Genomic DNA, 15,731 nt, shown 5'->3' on the forward strand with positions numbered 1-15,731 from the left:
ACTATTCGTTCTGAGCGAGGAGTTTCACAAATTTCTGTGCTCCGGGATGTCCGGCCTGCGCGGCCTCGCGCAGCATGGTGAGGGCGCCCTCTCTGTCTGAAAAGGACGGCTGTCCTTCCAGAGTCAGGCGTCCATACATATAGAGTGCCCCGGGATCTTTTATGGACGCACCAAGATGGAACCAGTTCATGGCCTGTGTCATGTCTTTGGGTTCCGCAATGACGGCCCAGTAATCTCCCAGCACGCAGGCGGCCCGGCCATGACCGTTTTGTGCCGCGCGGCGCAGCAAAGTTTCGCCGCGTGTCAGGCGGCGTAACCGTTCACGTCGATCCGTTTCATCTTCAACGGGGGGAGGGGCGTGATTTTCCACCATCAGGCACTCACCGAGCAGCGCTTGCGCGTCGAGATGATCCGTAGATGCGGCTGTTTCAAGATGGTGTCGCGCGAGGATCGCATCGCGCGGCAGAAATTGTCCCCGCGCGTACCATTGCGCTAGCAGATGATGTGCTGCCCCGAGCCCGGTTTGCAAAGGTTCTTTCAGGCGCTCCATGACGGACTCGACAGAAGCACCGGAGCGCGCTTCCAGATCGGCGAGCGCCGTTACCGCAAGCGGCAGACCGGCCTGCGCTGCGGCTTGCAGGGCTTCTAGCCGTTCCTGAGGAGCCTGCGTGCGTGTCCGGTCAAGCAGCCACACAAGGAAGAGAGAGGCTTGCGGGTTGGCGTGCGCGTGACCGAGGCGGGCCAGCCGGAACGCTTCCTGTGTCCGAGGGTGTTCTCTGCGTGATGCCTCAAGAGCTTTTTCGTCCGGAACCACGCCTTCCCATGCCAGTCGGGCCGCAGGATCGCAGGCTGGCCCGTCTCCCTTTGCTGCGGCCTGTTCCAGCCACCAGGCCGCGTGGCCGTGATGCGGCAGCGTCTCATGAGTGCCCAGCAGATAAGCCAGTCCGACGGTGCGCATGGCCTGAGCGTCTCCCTTGCGTGCCGCTTCAAGGGTTTTTTGGAGCGGGGTTTTTCGTTTCAGAAACCGAGGGAGAAGGTCACGCACGCAAGGAGCTTTCCAGATAACGGCAGAAGACGTCGGCCTAACATGTCCGCTTACAAGGGTCAGCCTGTCAGTCTTATGTCGGCGTTAATGTGTTGCTGGTTAGGTGTCTCACGAAAACGACATGTTGCGACAGGTGAGAACACGACGCGATGGAGCGGCTGTTTACATTCCTTCTCAGTGGACAGAATGCAGAGTCTCATCTGAGTGTCATTGCGATAGCGATCCTGACATCCGCTCTCGCGATCTTCTTTCTCTCGCGGCAATCGTTGCAGTCTCGTGAAAGCGTTCTCGCTTTCGGTGCCACGGTCACCCTTGCTGAACTTGGGACGTTTTTCGACACGTTCTGGTCGACTCATTCCAGTTTGTGGGGGACCAGTCCGGAGCCGGCGACAGTCCTTTCCGGGCTGGTCATCTGGGCATCAGCCACAGGGGCGGGGTGGCTTTATCGGTGTCATAGGCGGACCATAAAATCAGTCATTCTTGCGGGTAGCGTGCTCGCGTTCGGAATGACCTTTTCAGCGTTCTATATTCTCTGTGCGGCGGTTGAGCCGGGAGTGCTGGCTTACGATCTCTGGGTCGTGCTCTTCGTGCTGGTGTTGAGTGCCACACTCTGCGGTTTTGCTTTCTGGGAACTTGGCAGTCAGGCGGCCTCGCGTCCCCGGCTTGTGGCCACAGCCCTTCTTGCTCTGGCGCTGACCCTGCTTCCGTTGGGATGTATGGGGTCCGTTCTGCCGTTCGATCAATGGCTGACGCTCGTGCAGCAGCCCGACAGCGCATTATTTTCGCCGCTTGCCGTGTTGTGTCTGTCCGGTTTTACCGCCCTCATCCTGCTGTTTTGTCTCGCCTCATTGCTCGATATTCGCGTGGCCATCGCCCAGCGGCAGGAAAGCGATCGCATGAGGCATCTGGCGGATGGTACGTTTGAAGGGCTGCTCATCTGCCGAAATGAAACAATCCTCGATGCCAACAACCGTATTCAGGAAATGCTGGGGCTCGATCTTCCACAACTCCAGGAGAAGCGGCTGTCGGATTTGTTCCAGGACACCGGTTCCAAGCAGGATCATGTCTTTTCTGTTGGCGATCAGTTGAGGGTGGGAAATCCGGAGCAGAGGGAACTGCTCGGACCGAATGGGCGCCGTATTCCTGTTGAGGTTCTGTCACGCGAACTGCCGTATGTGGACGGGGAAGCGACCATTGTTGCGGTTCGTGATGTCACTGAGCGGAAAGCAGCGGAAGAACACATTCGTTATCTGGCTCTGCACGATTCGCTCACCTCTCTCCCCAATCGTCGCGCTTTGGAGAGTGTGCTGGGTCAGATTCTTGAAAAGTCCCACGGTGACGACGGGCCGCAGGCAGCCATTCTTGGGCTGGATCTGGATGGGTTTAAAGCCGTCAACGACACGCTGGGTCACCACGCAGGCGATCTGCTGCTCAGGGAGGTCGCGGAACGGTTCCAGTCCCAGCTTCGTGACTCTGACTACATTGCTCGCATCGGTGGAGATGAGTTCGTCATTGTCCTGCGTGGCGTCACATCGCCTGCCGATGCTCAGCAACTGGCTCAGCGTCTGTTGGCAAGTCTGTGGCAGCCGTTCAAATTGGGTGGCCATGATGCCTATGTGGGCGTGAGCATCGGTATCGCCATCTGTCCTCGCGATGGGCATTCGGCGCAGATGCTGCTGAAATGCGCCGATATCGCCATGTATCAGGCCAAACTTGCCGGAAAAGGGCAGGTCTGTGAGTTCCAGCGCGGCATGGATGTGGCGGTGCGGGAACGGCATGATCTCGAACTGGAGCTGCGCGCCGCGATCAGTCGTCATGAACTCATGCTGTATTATCAGCCGCTTTTTGGCAGGGACGGAAAGATCATCGGTTTCGAGGCGCTGGCGCGTTGGCCGCATCCGCATCGCGGTATGATCCCTCCCGATCGTTTCATTCCATTGGCCGAGGAAAGCGGTCTTATCGTGCCGTTGGGTGAGTGGGTGCTGCGCACCGCCTGCTCGGTGGCTGTCAACTGGCCTTCCGACCTCAGTATTGCGGTCAATCTGTCCCCCACACAGTTCCAGCGTGTCGATCTGGTGGGGACGGTGCGCGATATCCTGCATGAGACGGGACTGGCACCCTCCCGGTTGGAACTGGAAGTGACGGAAAACCTCCTGATGGAGGATGTGCCACGCGCTCTGGCGCTGGTGAAGGATCTGCGGGCGCTCGGGGTGCGGGTGGCGCTGGACGATTTCGGCACCGGCTATTCGAGCCTTGCCTATCTTCACGACTTCCCGTTCGACAAGGTGAAGGTGGATCGTTCCTTCATCAACAAGATCACCAATGATGCCAATGCCTGGACCATCGTGGAATCGATCATTGTCATGAGCCACAAGCTCAAGCTGCGCGTGACAGCGGAAGGAATCGAGACGGGCGCCCAGCTTGAACTCCTGACCGACCATGATTGCGACGAAATGCAGGGATTTCTGCTCGGTCGGCCCATGCCCGAGGAAGAGGCGAGCCGTCTCGCGGAAGTGGTGCGACAGGATTGCGATGCTGCCGATTGAGGCTCCTGCCTCGTGAATATCCACCCTGCAGGGTCATGGCATTGAGGCACTCGATCCTGTATCAGGAACGGTATGAACGACGCACGCACCGCCACATTGCATCGGGTCACCGGCGAGACCGATATCACCGTCACCATCAATCTCGATGGCACGGGCCGTGCGGTCATCGACACGGGGATCGGGTTTTTCGACCACATGCTGACGGCGCTTGCGCGTCACGGCATGGTGGATATCGACGTGACGGCCAAGGGCGATCTTGAGGTCGATTTTCATCACACGGTCGAAGACGTGGGCATCACGCTTGGGCAGGCGTTCCGCAAAGCGCTGGGCGACAAGAAAGGCGTGCGGCGGTTTGGGCATGCGCTTGTGCCATTGGACGAGGCGCTGGCCGAAGTGGTGGTGGATCTGTCGGGACGTCCATTCCTCGCATGGGATCTGCCGTTTCCGACTGAGAAGATCGGCATCATGGACACCGAACTATTCGAGGAATTTTTCCGCGCCTTCGCCATGTCCGCAATGATCACCCTGCATGTCACGCGCAAGGTGGGGCGTAACAGTCACCACATCGCGGAAAGCGCGTTCAAGGCAGCCGCGCGTGCCTTGCGTATGGCTGTCGAATTCGATCCCCGCGCGGTGGGCATCGTGCCTTCCACCAAGGGTGTGCTGTGAAAGTCTGGTCGGTCTGGGTGCCGGGGGCAGCCTTCGCAGGCCGCGCGGCGGAGCGGGAACTGCCAGTCGTGGTGCCGCAGACCGTTCGCTGGAGCGTGCTGTTTCTGGGCGGCATCGGGCTTGCGGGTATTGGTGCGCGTATCCCCGGAATGCTGGTGATCGCGCTCTCGGTCGTGCTGGCGGTGGTTTTGCGCGATGTGCCGTTGTTGCCGGTGATTGTCTTCGCGGGGCGCTTCGCGCTGGCGGCCTTCGGCAGCGAGCTGGTGGAGTGGAACCTTCGGCTGCGGGGCTACGTTTCGGCTGGCAGCGTGGTGGGGTCGTCGCGGGAAATGGCTCTTTTGCGCTATCTGGATGGACAGCACAGACGGGGGGCAGCTCAGCCTTCGGTCAGCGCTGTGTCGTCGATTCCGGATCCCTTCGCGCTGGCGGCGTCTGGTGGACACGGGCGGTCATGACGGAGAAGCGGATGTCCTCTCAGCGCGTGGTGGTCATTGATTATGATGGCGGCAACCTCGCTTCTGCCGCCCGGGCGGTGGAGGAAGCCGCGCGCCGTGCCCGCCTGCCTGTTACGGTCGAGATCACGAATGAGCCGGCCGCTGTCCGTGATGCGGATCGCATCGTCCTGCCGGGGCAGGGTGCATTTGCCGACTGCGCACGCGGAATCGAGGGCGTGCCGGGATTGAGAGACGCCATCATGCAGGCGGTGGAGGGGGGTACGCCGTTTCTCGGCATCTGTGTCGGTATGCAGTTGATGGCCGAGCGTGGGCTGGAGCATGGCGAGACAGCCGGCTTTGGCTGGATCGCCGGTGAGATCGCGCCCATGGAGGTTCCCGGCCTGCGCCTGCCGCAGATGGGGTGGAATGAACTGTCTTTCCCACAGGCGCACCCTTTGACAGAAGGGTTGGGAGCGCAGCCGCACGGATATTTCGTGCATTCCTATGCTCTGCGTGGTGCGCGTCCGGACGATCTGCTGGCGACCACCGATTATGGTGGCCTGGTTCCCGCCATCGTGGCGCGAGGCAATGTCGCGGGCATGCAGTTTCACGTCGAGAAAAGCCAGACTGTGGGTCTGCGGATTCTTGCCAATTTCCTTCGCTGGACGCCCGGGGTTGTGCCGGGATGAATCGGGTGTTTTCCGCAACCCCGCCGCCAGCTCTTGCCGCCGAGCGTGCGCAGGAACTGGACGACGATGATATCGACGCCTTGTGCGAGGCGGTGGACGCCGCAATTCTCGATGGGGGCGGTTTTGGCTGGGTGAAGCCGCAGGGGCGCTCGGTGCTGGAGCGCTATTATCGTGGTCTGCTTCTGGTGCCGGAACGAATGCTGTTCGTGGCGCGGCATCGGGGCGTGATCGTGGGGTCTGCCCAGCTTGTCCGTCCGCCGCGCAATAATGAAGCGCAGGCGATGAATGCCAGCGTCATGCATTTTCACATCGCTCCCTATGCCCGCGGTATGGGGCTGGGGCGGATGCTGCTCGACGAGATTGTGCAGTGCGCGCGGGCGATGGGCTATCAGTTCCTCAATCTTGACGTGCGCGAGACGCAGACAGGCGCCATCGCCCTGTTCCGCAGCATGGGGTTCGAGCAGTGGGGCACGCACCCGTCCTACGCCCATGTCGATGGCCGCATGTTGCGGGGCCATTATTTCGTGAAGCGGCTTCAGGAACAGAGCCGCATCGCGCAGAACGGATCCGACACCCCAGCCGATACGGGAAGACCGAAATCCATGAGCACCCGCGCCCTGACTCTCTACCCTGCCATCGATCTCAAGGACGGAGCCTGTGTGCGTCTGCGCCGGGGCGAGATGGATGACGCCACCGTCTATTCCGACGATCCGGGCGCGCAGGCGCGGGCATGGTGCGATGCGGGATTCAGCTGGCTGCATGTGGTGGATCTCAACGGCGCGTTCGCTGGACATTCGGCCAATACGGACGCCGTGAAAAAGATCGTGGCCAATGCGTCCGTGCCCGTACAGCTTGGAGGGGGGCTGCGGGACATGGCCGGGATCGAGGCGTGGCTGGAGGCGGGGATCACCCGCGTCATCCTCGGCTCGGTCGCGGTGAAAAATCCGGCGCTGGTGAAGGAGGCGTGCAAGGCGTTTCCCGGCCGTATCGTGGCGGGTATCGACGCGCGACAGGGACTCGTTGCGACCGAAGGCTGGGCGGAAGTGTCCGACATGCAGGCGACCGATCTTGGACTGCGGATGCAAGACGCGGGTGTGGCGGCCATCATCTTTACCGAGATCACCCGTGACGGCATGCTGGAAGGACTGGATCTGACCCAGACGGCGGAACTGGCGCGAACGGTGTCCATCCCCGTAATCGCCAGTGGTGGCGTGGGATCACTGGATCATCTCGCGGCGCTCAAGCGCGTGGCGGAAGAGACGCCGGGCATTGAGGGCGTGGTCGTGGGGCGCGCGCTGTATGATGGACGCATCACACCGGCAGATGCGCTGCGGGTTCTGTCCTGATGCTGAAACTCCGCGTTATCCCGTGTCTGGATGTGAAGAACGGGCGCGTCGTGAAGGGCGTGAACTTCGTGTCCCTGCGCGATGCCGGTGATCCGGTGGAGCAGGCGGCGGTGTATGACGCCGCGGGCGCGGATGAACTGACGTTCCTCGACATCACGGCCAGCCATGAGAACCGCGACACCATTCTGGATGTGGTGAACCGCACGGCGGAACGCATCTTCCTGCCGCTGACGGTGGGCGGAGGCGTGCGCACGACCGCTGACATGCGCAAGCTTCTGCTGGCGGGCGCTGACAAATGCGCCATGAACTCGGCGGCGGTGAAGCGGCCGGAACTGGTGAACGAAGCCGCCAACAAGTTTGGTAGCCAGTGCGTGGTCGTGGGTGTGGATGCGCGGTCCAACGGCAAGGGCGGCTGGGAAATCTACACACAGGGCGGTCGCGCGCCCACCGGTATCGACGCGGTGGAGTGGTGCCGGGAGGTCGCGGCGCGTGGCGCTGGTGAAATCCTACTGACCTCCATGGACCGTGACGGCACACGCTCGGGATTCGACCTCGATCTGCTTCGGGCGGTGAACGCTGCCGTGCGCCTGCCTGTCGTCGCATCGGGCGGGGTAGGAGCGCTGGAACATTTTGTGGAAGGCGCGAAGGCCGGGGCGACGGGTCTTCTTGCGGCGAGCGTGTTCCATTTCGGACAGTTCACCGTGCCTGAGGTGAAACAGGCGCTGACTGACGCCGGGCTGCCGGTGCGTCCCCCCGTGCCGCCCCTGACATTCTGAGACTGACCGGAAAGATCATGGCCAAGACACCCGAAAAGAAGAATGCCTCCTCCGCCAAGGTATTGCAGAAGGAAGCCGCGCGCCGCAGTGACGTGCCTGTCGATGCTTCCGTTCTCGACAGGCTGTTTGCCGTCGTGGAGAGCCGCAAGGGCACCGATCCTTCCATCAGTCATTCGGCGCGGCTGCTTTCGCGGGGCACCCGCAAGGTGGCGCAGAAATTCGGTGAAGAGGCAGTCGAATGTCTGATCGAAGCGGTCGCGGGGCGGCCGCATGAACTGATCGGGGAGAGCGCGGACGTGCTCTATCACCTTATCGTTCTGTGGGTGGACGCAGGGGTCACGCCCGATCAGGTCTGGGCGGAACTCGCCCGGCGCGAGGGCACCAGCGGGATCGCGGAAAAAGCGTCCCGTTCGTCCAAGACACCCTGAAGCGGAGGGAGTGCCGTCATGACGACAGATTATGATCCGAACAATATCTTCGCGAGAATCCTGCGCGGTGAAATCCCGTGCAAGAAGGTGTTCGAGAACGAGTGGGCGCTGGCCTTCCATGACATCGGGCCGAAGGCGCCGGTGCATGTGTTGGTAATCCCCAAGGGCGCCTATGTCTCCTACGCGGATTTCTCGGCAAAAGCCTCTTCCGATGAAATCGTGGGCTTCACCCGTGCGGTCGGTCATGTGGCGCAGATGCTCGGGCTTGAAGAGAACGGCTATCGCCTCATCAGCAATGTGGGGCCGCATTCCGGTCAGGAAGTGCCGCATTTCCATGTGCATCTGCTTGGCGGTGGACCGCTGGGCGCATTGATCGGACGCTGAACACACAGAGCCCGCACCCCTTGCTCCCATGAGCGAGGGGCGGCAGGGTGAGGCTTCCTTTACGGATCATCCAAGCAGGAGGTTTCCATGTCCGACACTCCCGAATCCCGTCTGGCCGCGCTCGGCATCGAACTGCCCACCCCGGCGGCTCCTGTCGCCAACTATCTGCCCTGGACTCGTTCGGGCTCCCTGATCGTGGTGTCGGGCCAGCTTCCCCTCAAGGACGGCAAGCTTCTGACCACCGGAAAGCTGGGTGCAGCCGTGTCGTCCGAGACGGGCGCCGAGGCGGCCCGTTACTGCCTGATCGGTGTTCTGGCGCAGCTCAAGGCCGCGATCGGGGATCTTTCCAAGGTCACGCGCGTGTTGCGTCTGGGTGGGTTCATTTCCTGTACGCCCGAGTTCACCGCCCATGCCGGTGTGATGAACGGCGCCTCCGATCTGGCGGTGGCGGTGTTCGGCGATGCCGGTCGTCACGCCCGTTCCACGGTCGGCGTGCCGTCCCTGCCGCTGGACGCGCCTGTCGAGGTGGAAGGTCTGTTCGAGATCGGCTGATGACCGGCTGGACGGTTTCCCTTCATGACCGGATCGGCAGTCTTTCCGCCAGTGAGTGGGATGCCTGCGCCGGAGATGGGAATCCGTTCGTCAGTCATGCTTTTCTTTCGGCCATAGAGGACAGTGGTTCCACCACACCGGAAACCGGCTGGCTCCCCCAGCATGTCGTGCTGCGGGATGAGGCGGGACACCTCGTGGCCACAGCACCCACCTATCTGAAGGCCCATTCCTACGGCGAATATGTGTTCGATCAGGGATGGGCCCGCGCTTTTGAGCAGGCGGGCGGGGATTATTACCCCAAGCTCCAGACAGCCGTACCGTTTTCGCCCGTTCCCGGCCCGCGTTTGCTGGTGCGGCCAGACGCGCCGGACGGCACAAAGGCCGCATTGGGGCAGGCACTTGCGCAGGTTTGCGGTGAACTGGCGCTGTCCTCGGTGCATGTGACGTTCTGTTCGTCCGAGGACGCCTCTGTGTTGACAGAGGGTGGCTGGTTGCCGCGTCTGGGCCTTCAGTATCACTGGCACAATCACGGTTATGGCAGCTTCGAGGACTTTCTCGGCGCGTTGGCGTCGCGCAAGCGCAAGGTGCTGCGGCGGGAGCGACGGGACGCCAACGCCTGCGGTCTGACGTTCCGGGCCGTGCGAGGAGCGGAGATTACGGAATCCCTCTGGGACGCGTTCTTTGTGTTCTATCAGGCGACCGTGGATCGGAAGTGGGGAAGCGCCTACCTCACGCGTCTGTTTTTCTCGCTGTTATCCGAACGGCTTGGCGATCGTGTCGTGCTGATGGTCGCTGAACAAGGAAACAAACCCGTTGCCGGTGCTCTGAATCTGATGGGCGCTGATACGCTTTATGGCCGCAACTGGGGATGTGTGGGGGAGTGGCCCTTCCTCCATTTTGAGCTGTGCTATTACCGGGCCATCGATTTCGCCATTGAGCACGGGTTGGCCCGGGTAGAGGCGGGAGCGCAGGGTGAGCACAAGATCCAGCGAGGGTACCTGCCTGCGCTGACCCACTCCGCGCATTGGATTGCGCACCCTGCGCTAAAGCGGGCCGTGACCCACTTTCTGGTCGCTGAGCGACAGGGCGTGCTGGCGGAAAAAGCGGCTCTGACGGAACTTTCTCCCTACCGACAGGATGGCTGACGACACGGTTATTCATGTTTTTGCATGACAGAAATGTGTTTTGCGCCTTGTGGGGCCGCGCGCGATTCTGTCATGGATAATTGTACGCATACGAATGATTCGTGTGTTGTCTTTTCGTGTGGGTTCGAACCGTCGCGTGTCAGATTCCATTGCCCCTGTGCAGGAAGCGTTGCCATCCCTGCCTTTGCTGAGACGCCGCTTCGGCCATCGACTGGCCCGTCTGGCGACGCATTGGCGGCGTGAGATCGATCACGATCTGCGCCGTTTCAACCTGACCGATGCGACGTGGCGCCCGCTTTACTATCTCGGCACCCTTGAACCGCCCGTGCGTCAGACCGATCTGGCACGCGCGCTCTCGGTCGAGGCGCAATCTCTCGTGCGGGTGCTCGATGTGCTGGAGCAGCGCGGCCTCGTCACGCGTGAGGTCGATCCGGATGACCGTCGCTCGAAACTGGTCGTACTGACACAGGAAGGGGCAGCCATGGGAAAGGCTGTTCTTGCCGTGGCGGATGACGTGGCGGCGCGGGTGCTCAGCGATGTGTCCGAGCGGGAGCTGGTTCTCTGTCTTGATGTGTTCGAGCGTGTCGGGGCAGCCCTGAACGCGGAACGGGACGATGAGAAAGTGAGTGGGTCGGTCTCCTCGTCTCTTCGTGCAAAAAAATCTGCATGAGCGCCGCAACTGGTGTTCTCTCCGATACACCGCCCGGTTTGTGGGCGGAAGTCGGCCGTGATCTGCGACAGCTCTGGGTGCGTAGTGGCCCCACCGTGCAGTATGCCCTGCGTGTCGGGCTGGCCATTGGTCTGGCGCTCTGGCTGGCCGGGTTCCTTATGCTGGAAAACCCGATCTCGGCCGTCACCACTGTTCTGATCGTGGCCAACCCCACGCCGGGCGCCCTGATTTCCAAGAGCATGTGGCGCATCGTGGGCACGCTAGCGGGCACGACGCTGGGCATCACGCTGATGGCGTCCTTTCCGCAGCAGCCAGTGCTGTTCTTTGCCGGTCTCGCTTCACTCATCGGTGTGGCGTGCGGCGTCGCCACGTTGTTGCGGTTCTACCGCGCCTATGCCGCCGTGCTCACGGGTTACACCATCATCATCATTTCGGTCAGCGCGTTTACGGACCCGGACCGCATTTTTGAAAGTGCCATGTCGCGCCTTTCGGTGGTGGTGATCGGGATCGTCAGTACCGCCATCGTCTTTCAGATCACCACTCTGCGCAGCCCCAACACGGCCACGGAGCGCATCGAGAAGCTGCTGCGCGATGTGCTGGCCCAGTTTGTGACGCTCACGGCGGTCGAGCGGGATGCCGCCGATCCACGCTCCGATGAGACAGGGCAGGCGGGCGCGTTCCGCGAGTTCGACACATCTACCTACAGCGCCCGCGCCCGGCTTCTGGCACAGGCGGGCGCCGTGACGGAAGCGATCGATTACGCCTCATCCGTGGATTATCAGGTGAACCGGCGTGCGGCGGCCCTGCATCAGGGTGTGGCGCGGCTGCTGGGTCTGCTCAGCACTCATCACGCTGCCATGCGGGCTGTCCCATCATCCGATGCGGCGCGTGTGCTGCAGGCGCGGATGATCTCCAACCGTCTCATGCGCGAACTGGCGGATATGCCCATGGAGCAGTTGCTCCACGGCGATCCCACGGTCATCCGCCAGCGTATTCGCGTCGCTGTTCATGGGATCGAGGCTCTGGCGCTGGAAACGCCGGATCTGGCCGGTCTGGCTGCGATCGATACGGAGCGCGATATCCTCGTGCAACTGGGGCTGGCGGTCGACAACCTGTCCGATCTGGCGTGGCATGAAAAAGGCGTGCGGCTGATGCCGCTGTTCGAATGGCCGGCAGCTCTGCGCAACATGTCGCGTGGCGCGCTCATCACACTGATGGGGTGTCTGACGTGGTACATCCTGCACTGGACGGCAGGCCCCAACGCTCTGGTCTATCTTATCTGCGCGTCCTGCCTTCTGGCCACGGCGCCTTCGGCCACCAAGGCCGCCGTTATGCTTTCGAGCGGCACGGCGCTGGCAGTGCCAGCATGTTACGTGTTCCGCACGTTCATGCTGCCGCAGACGGATGGTTTCCCGCTGCTGTGGCTCTCGCTCTATCTGTGCCTGCTGCCGGGAATCTGGATCCAGTTCCATCCGCGTTACGCCCTGCGCGGCTTCGGTTATGCCGTGTTCTTCAATGTCATGACGCAGGTGTCCAATCCCGTTCGTTATGAGGATATTCCGCTCATCAACAGCTGGTTAGCCTACTGGGTGGCGTGTGTGGGCATCGCGCTGGTGTTCCGGGTGATCCTGCCTGCGGACCAGCGGCTGGATGTCGCCCGGCTCGTGACGGCGCTGTGCCGCGCCGTGCAGCGATTCGCACTGCTTCCGCTGCGCTATCGCGTGATGTGGCTGAACTGGGAATATCTCCAGATGCAGCGTGTGCTGCGCCTGACCATGCGTCTGTCGCTTGTGGAGCGGCCGGAGCGTGTCTTTCATGTCACGGATGCGGCTCTTGCTGCTGTGGCACTCGGGCGCGTGGTGATGCGTCTACGCGGTCTTCTGCGGCTTGATGGCCGAGTGACATTGGCGCAGGAAAAACTGGTGGCAGAGGCCCTTGGCTCCCTGTCGGGACTGCGGCAAGACCCGCAGGCAACCGCCACCTGTCTGCGTCAGGCGGCCGCTCGGCTCCTTCCGCCGGAGGCGGCACGGGCGCAGGCGGGAGCGGCTGGAAAGGCGCGCGGAGAAGAGGAGATGAGAAGCGTGAGCACCGTCAGACGCATGGCTGCCTGTCTTGTACAGGCCGCACAGCTTATCGACGCCGTGCCGGGTTTCTTTCATAAGGGTGGCCCGATGCAACAAGGAGCCGAGCATCCTCTTGCTCAGGCGGACTTACGCCAGTTGATCATGCCTCGTGTGAAACGACCCGATTCGAGAACAGCCGGATGCTGACCGAGTTCAATCTCTTTGGTGTCTTCATGGCGCCGATCGTGGTCTATGCCCTCGTGGCGCTTCCCATAACGATGGTCCTGCGCTTTCTGCTCTGGTGGAGTGGACTCATGCGCTGGTTCTGGCATTTCGCCCTCTTCGAGGTCGCGCTCTATACCTGCGTCCTCTGTCTTTTGATTCTCTACGTCTGAGCAACCCGTCGCCAAAGGTTTTCGAGACACCACAATGCCTCTGCTCCGCACACTGATCCGCGTGATCCTGACACTGGCCGTCGTTTCTCTGGCCATCGTCCTTGGGGTGACTCTCTGGAACACCTACATGATCGCGCCGTGGACCCGTGACGGGCGCGTGCGTGTCTATGTGGTGGATGTCGCTCCTGAAGTCTCGGGCACAGTGGTGCAGGTGCCGGTGGTGGACAACCAGTTTGTCCACAAGGGCGACCCGCTCTATGTGCTCGACCCGGTCCGTTTCCGTCTGGCCATCCGTGAGGCTCAGGCCCGTCTGGACGGGGCGCTCGAAGACCTCAAGCTCAAGCAGAATGACGCACGCCGCCGTATGGGGCTGTCGGGTATTGTCTCGGCGGAAGAGCAGGAAGTCTTCAACTCGAACGTGGCCACGCAGGTGGCGGCGGTGGACGCAGCCCGCGCAGCGCTCGATGTGGCGAAACTGAATCTTCAGCGTTCGGTGCTTTATTCCCCGGTGAACGGTTACATCACCAACCTGAACCTACGGGTGGGTGACTATGCCACGGCGGGACAGGCGCGGCTGGCCGTGATCGACTCCGATTCCTACTGGGTTTACGGCTACTTCGAGGAAACGAAGATGTGGGGCGTGCATGTGGGGGATGAAGCCCGCGTCAAGCTGATGGGCTACAAGCAGATCATCCCCGGCCATGTCATCTCCATCGCTCGCGGTATCAACGACACCAACGGCAACCCCGACAAGCTGGGCCTTCAGGACGTGAACCCGATCTTTACATGGGTGCGTCTGGCACAGCGTATTCCGGTGCGCATCCATCTCGATCAGGTTCCTGAGGGTGTGACGCTGGCTGCCGGCATGACGGCGACGATCAGCGTCGGGCCTGAATCCCTCAGTCGTCGCGGCAAGCTGACCTCATGGCTGCAGGATCATCTGTGAGGCCGATGGACGTGATGATGTGCAGCATGTCCACCACGGCGGAGAGTTCTTCCTCCGATCAGCCTGCGTTCCGTCGCAAGGCGTCGCATCGTGGTCTTCTCGCCACTCTGCGCGGGCGTGTGCTCCCTACTCTTCTGAGTGGCTGCATGTTGGCGGGATGCACCGTAGGGCCGAATTTCCAGCCTGACCGCATGAAGGTGCCGGCGGGCTTCAAGGAGGCGGCAGAAGAAAAGCCTGCGACACCGGAGCAGATCGCGCGCACCGACAAGGAAATGACCGAGTGGTGGGCGTCCTTCAATGATCCGATCCTGACTCGACTGGTCGAGGACGCGATCAAGGGCAATTACGATCTGCAGGAAGCCGGGCAGCGCATCCTTGCCGAGCGTGCCCTGCGCGACAAGGCGGCTTCGGCCTGGTATCCGCAGATGGACGCCAATGCGGGCGGCGGCGATGTCCGTTATTCCATCAACATCGACAACTGGCCCCTGCGTCCTGGTAATCCGGCCAACCAGCCCGAAGCGTCCATGCTGACCTATGGCATGTCCGCGACATGGGAAATCGACGTGTTCGGACGTATCCGGCGGGCCGTCGAGGCGCATGAACGCTCTGTTGAGACATCCATTGAAGGTCGCCGCGCCCTTTTGATGATGCTGCTCTCGGAACTGGCCAACGATTACATGCTTCTGCGCGTGACGCAGTTGCAGATCCAGATCGCGACCGACAACATCAAGGTTGCGAAGGACAGTTTCGATCTGGCCAACCGCCTCTATCTCGAAGGCGTGGGGAATACGCTCCAGACCGCACAGGCGCAGGCCGAACTGGATTCCCAGATCGCGGCACGCGAACCGCTCAAAACGCATGTCTCGCAGATCTCCCACGCCATTTCGGTTCTGACAGGCAAGATGCCGGGCGAACTGGAGGATGAACTCAAGGTCGTTCGGCCATTGCCGAAAGTTCCTGAGTTCCCGGCCACTATGCCGTCCATCGTGATCGCCAATCGCCCCGATATCCGGGCTGCGGAGAAGCAATATGCGATGGCCACGGCCGAGGTCGGTGTTGCGGTGGCGGATCTTTACCCGCACTTCGTGATTCCGCTGAACTTCAATCCGAACGCGTCGGCCATGTATCAGGCGTTTCAGGCCAATGCGATGAGCTGGCAGTTCCTGATGATGGCCAGCCTGCCGCTGATGCACGGCGGCAAATACACAGCCACCATCCGCGCAGCACAGGCGGCGGCCGAAGCGTCTCGTCTGCATTATCGGCAGACCGTCCTCAACGGCTTCAAGGAAGTCGAGGATGCGATGGCCGCGTGGCATGACGACATCGAATATGCCGAGCAGTTGCATAAGGCCTCGGAAGACAGCGCGCTGGCGCGTGATCGGGCTCGTAGGCTCTACGCCGCCGGCCTGATCGGCTTCCTCGATGTTCTGACGGCAGAGCGCACCACTCTCGATGCGCAGAATCATGAGGCTCTTTCGCGGCTTGAGCGTCTGCGCGATGCGGTCAATCTCTACACGGCCATTGGCGCGGGCTGGCGTGGCGTGGCGCTCACGAGTTCCAGCCTGCCGGTGTCGTTGCAAACCCAGAACGCGTGGGCGCAGGCCTTCCAGCAGTAATGCGTGGCTGAACTCCAGTCGTGTCGG

General features: G+C 61.8%; 16 protein-coding genes. 15 read left to right on the forward strand and 1 reads right to left on the reverse strand.

Annotated elements, in window-relative coordinates; all coding sequences use genetic code 11:
* Position 1: 1 nt before the first annotated feature.
* Complete coding sequence (locus KUA11_RS09365) at positions 2-958, reverse strand: tetratricopeptide repeat protein (RefSeq protein ID WP_217410041.1); 957 nt, start codon at positions 956-958, stop codon at positions 2-4.
* A 236-nt stretch (positions 959-1,194) separates the two neighbouring features.
* Between KUA11_RS09365 and KUA11_RS09370 the strand changes: the two genes are divergently transcribed.
* The 15 genes from KUA11_RS09370 (at position 1,195) to KUA11_RS09440 (ending at position 15,704) form a co-directional block, all read left to right on the forward strand.
* Positions 1,195-3,591, forward strand: a complete 2,397-nt coding sequence (locus KUA11_RS09370) for a putative bifunctional diguanylate cyclase/phosphodiesterase (RefSeq protein WP_217410042.1) — start codon at positions 1,195-1,197, stop codon at positions 3,589-3,591.
* Positions 3,592-3,663: 72 nt separating this feature from the next.
* On the forward strand, positions 3,664-4,260 hold the full coding sequence (gene hisB, locus KUA11_RS09375) for an imidazoleglycerol-phosphate dehydratase HisB (protein WP_217410043.1): 597 nt from the start codon (positions 3,664-3,666) through the stop codon (positions 4,258-4,260).
* On the forward strand, positions 4,257-4,715 hold the full coding sequence (locus tag KUA11_RS09380; protein WP_217410044.1) for a hypothetical protein: 459 nt from the start codon (positions 4,257-4,259) through the stop codon (positions 4,713-4,715). Before hisB ends, KUA11_RS09380 begins: the two co-directional genes overlap by 4 nt.
* A gap of 11 nt (positions 4,716-4,726) precedes the next feature.
* The gene (gene hisH / locus KUA11_RS09385) at positions 4,727-5,383 is read left to right on the forward strand and encodes an imidazole glycerol phosphate synthase subunit HisH (RefSeq protein WP_217410045.1); all 657 of its coding nucleotides are present in this window, start codon (positions 4,727-4,729) and stop codon (positions 5,381-5,383) included.
* A 5-nt stretch (positions 5,384-5,388) separates the two neighbouring features.
* The gene (gene hisA / locus KUA11_RS09390; protein ID WP_408744176.1) at positions 5,389-6,729 is read left to right on the forward strand and encodes a 1-(5-phosphoribosyl)-5-[(5-phosphoribosylamino)methylideneamino]imidazole-4-carboxamide isomerase; all 1,341 of its coding nucleotides are present in this window, start codon (positions 5,389-5,391) and stop codon (positions 6,727-6,729) included.
* Positions 6,729-7,505 carry an imidazole glycerol phosphate synthase subunit HisF gene (gene hisF, locus KUA11_RS09395; RefSeq protein WP_217410047.1) on the forward strand — a complete coding sequence of 259 codons (777 nt, stop codon included), beginning with the start codon at positions 6,729-6,731 and terminating at the stop codon, positions 7,503-7,505. The genes hisA and hisF overlap by 1 nt, the downstream gene beginning before the upstream one ends.
* Before the next feature lie 17 nt (positions 7,506-7,522).
* Positions 7,523-7,933: a phosphoribosyl-ATP diphosphatase gene (locus KUA11_RS09400; RefSeq protein ID WP_166312926.1), complete on the forward strand. Its 411-nt coding sequence runs from the start codon at positions 7,523-7,525 to the stop codon at positions 7,931-7,933.
* Positions 7,934-7,951: 18 nt separating this feature from the next.
* Positions 7,952-8,317: a histidine triad nucleotide-binding protein gene (locus KUA11_RS09405; RefSeq protein WP_217410048.1), complete on the forward strand. Its 366-nt coding sequence runs from the start codon at positions 7,952-7,954 to the stop codon at positions 8,315-8,317.
* An 87-nt stretch (positions 8,318-8,404) separates the two neighbouring features.
* On the forward strand, positions 8,405-8,869 hold the full coding sequence (locus tag KUA11_RS09410; protein WP_217410049.1) for a RidA family protein: 465 nt from the start codon (positions 8,405-8,407) through the stop codon (positions 8,867-8,869).
* Positions 8,869-10,014, forward strand: coding sequence for a GNAT family N-acetyltransferase (locus KUA11_RS09415; protein WP_217410050.1), 1,146 nt, complete (start codon positions 8,869-8,871; stop codon positions 10,012-10,014). The genes KUA11_RS09410 and KUA11_RS09415 overlap by 1 nt, the downstream gene beginning before the upstream one ends.
* A gap of 157 nt (positions 10,015-10,171) precedes the next feature.
* Positions 10,172-10,684 carry a MarR family winged helix-turn-helix transcriptional regulator gene (locus KUA11_RS09420; RefSeq protein WP_368040995.1) on the forward strand — a complete coding sequence of 171 codons (513 nt, stop codon included), beginning with the start codon at positions 10,172-10,174 and terminating at the stop codon, positions 10,682-10,684.
* Positions 10,681-12,954 (forward strand): FUSC family protein, encoded by a 2,274-nt coding sequence (locus KUA11_RS09425; RefSeq protein WP_217410052.1) that lies wholly within the window; start codon positions 10,681-10,683, stop codon positions 12,952-12,954. Before KUA11_RS09420 ends, KUA11_RS09425 begins: the two co-directional genes overlap by 4 nt.
* Positions 12,948-13,142: a DUF1656 domain-containing protein gene (locus tag KUA11_RS09430; protein WP_166312932.1), complete on the forward strand. Its 195-nt coding sequence runs from the start codon at positions 12,948-12,950 to the stop codon at positions 13,140-13,142. Before KUA11_RS09425 ends, KUA11_RS09430 begins: the two co-directional genes overlap by 7 nt.
* A gap of 34 nt (positions 13,143-13,176) precedes the next feature.
* Positions 13,177-14,088, forward strand: a complete 912-nt coding sequence (locus KUA11_RS09435) for an HlyD family secretion protein (protein WP_166312933.1) — start codon at positions 13,177-13,179, stop codon at positions 14,086-14,088.
* A 146-nt stretch (positions 14,089-14,234) separates the two neighbouring features.
* Positions 14,235-15,704 (forward strand): efflux transporter outer membrane subunit, encoded by a 1,470-nt coding sequence (locus KUA11_RS09440; RefSeq protein ID WP_166313045.1) that lies wholly within the window; start codon positions 14,235-14,237, stop codon positions 15,702-15,704.
* The last annotated feature ends 27 nt before the right edge of the window (positions 15,705-15,731 follow it).

It is taken from the genome of Acetobacter estunensis, assembly GCF_019083805.1.
Taxonomy (GTDB): domain Bacteria; phylum Pseudomonadota; class Alphaproteobacteria; order Acetobacterales; family Acetobacteraceae; genus Acetobacter; species Acetobacter estunensis_A.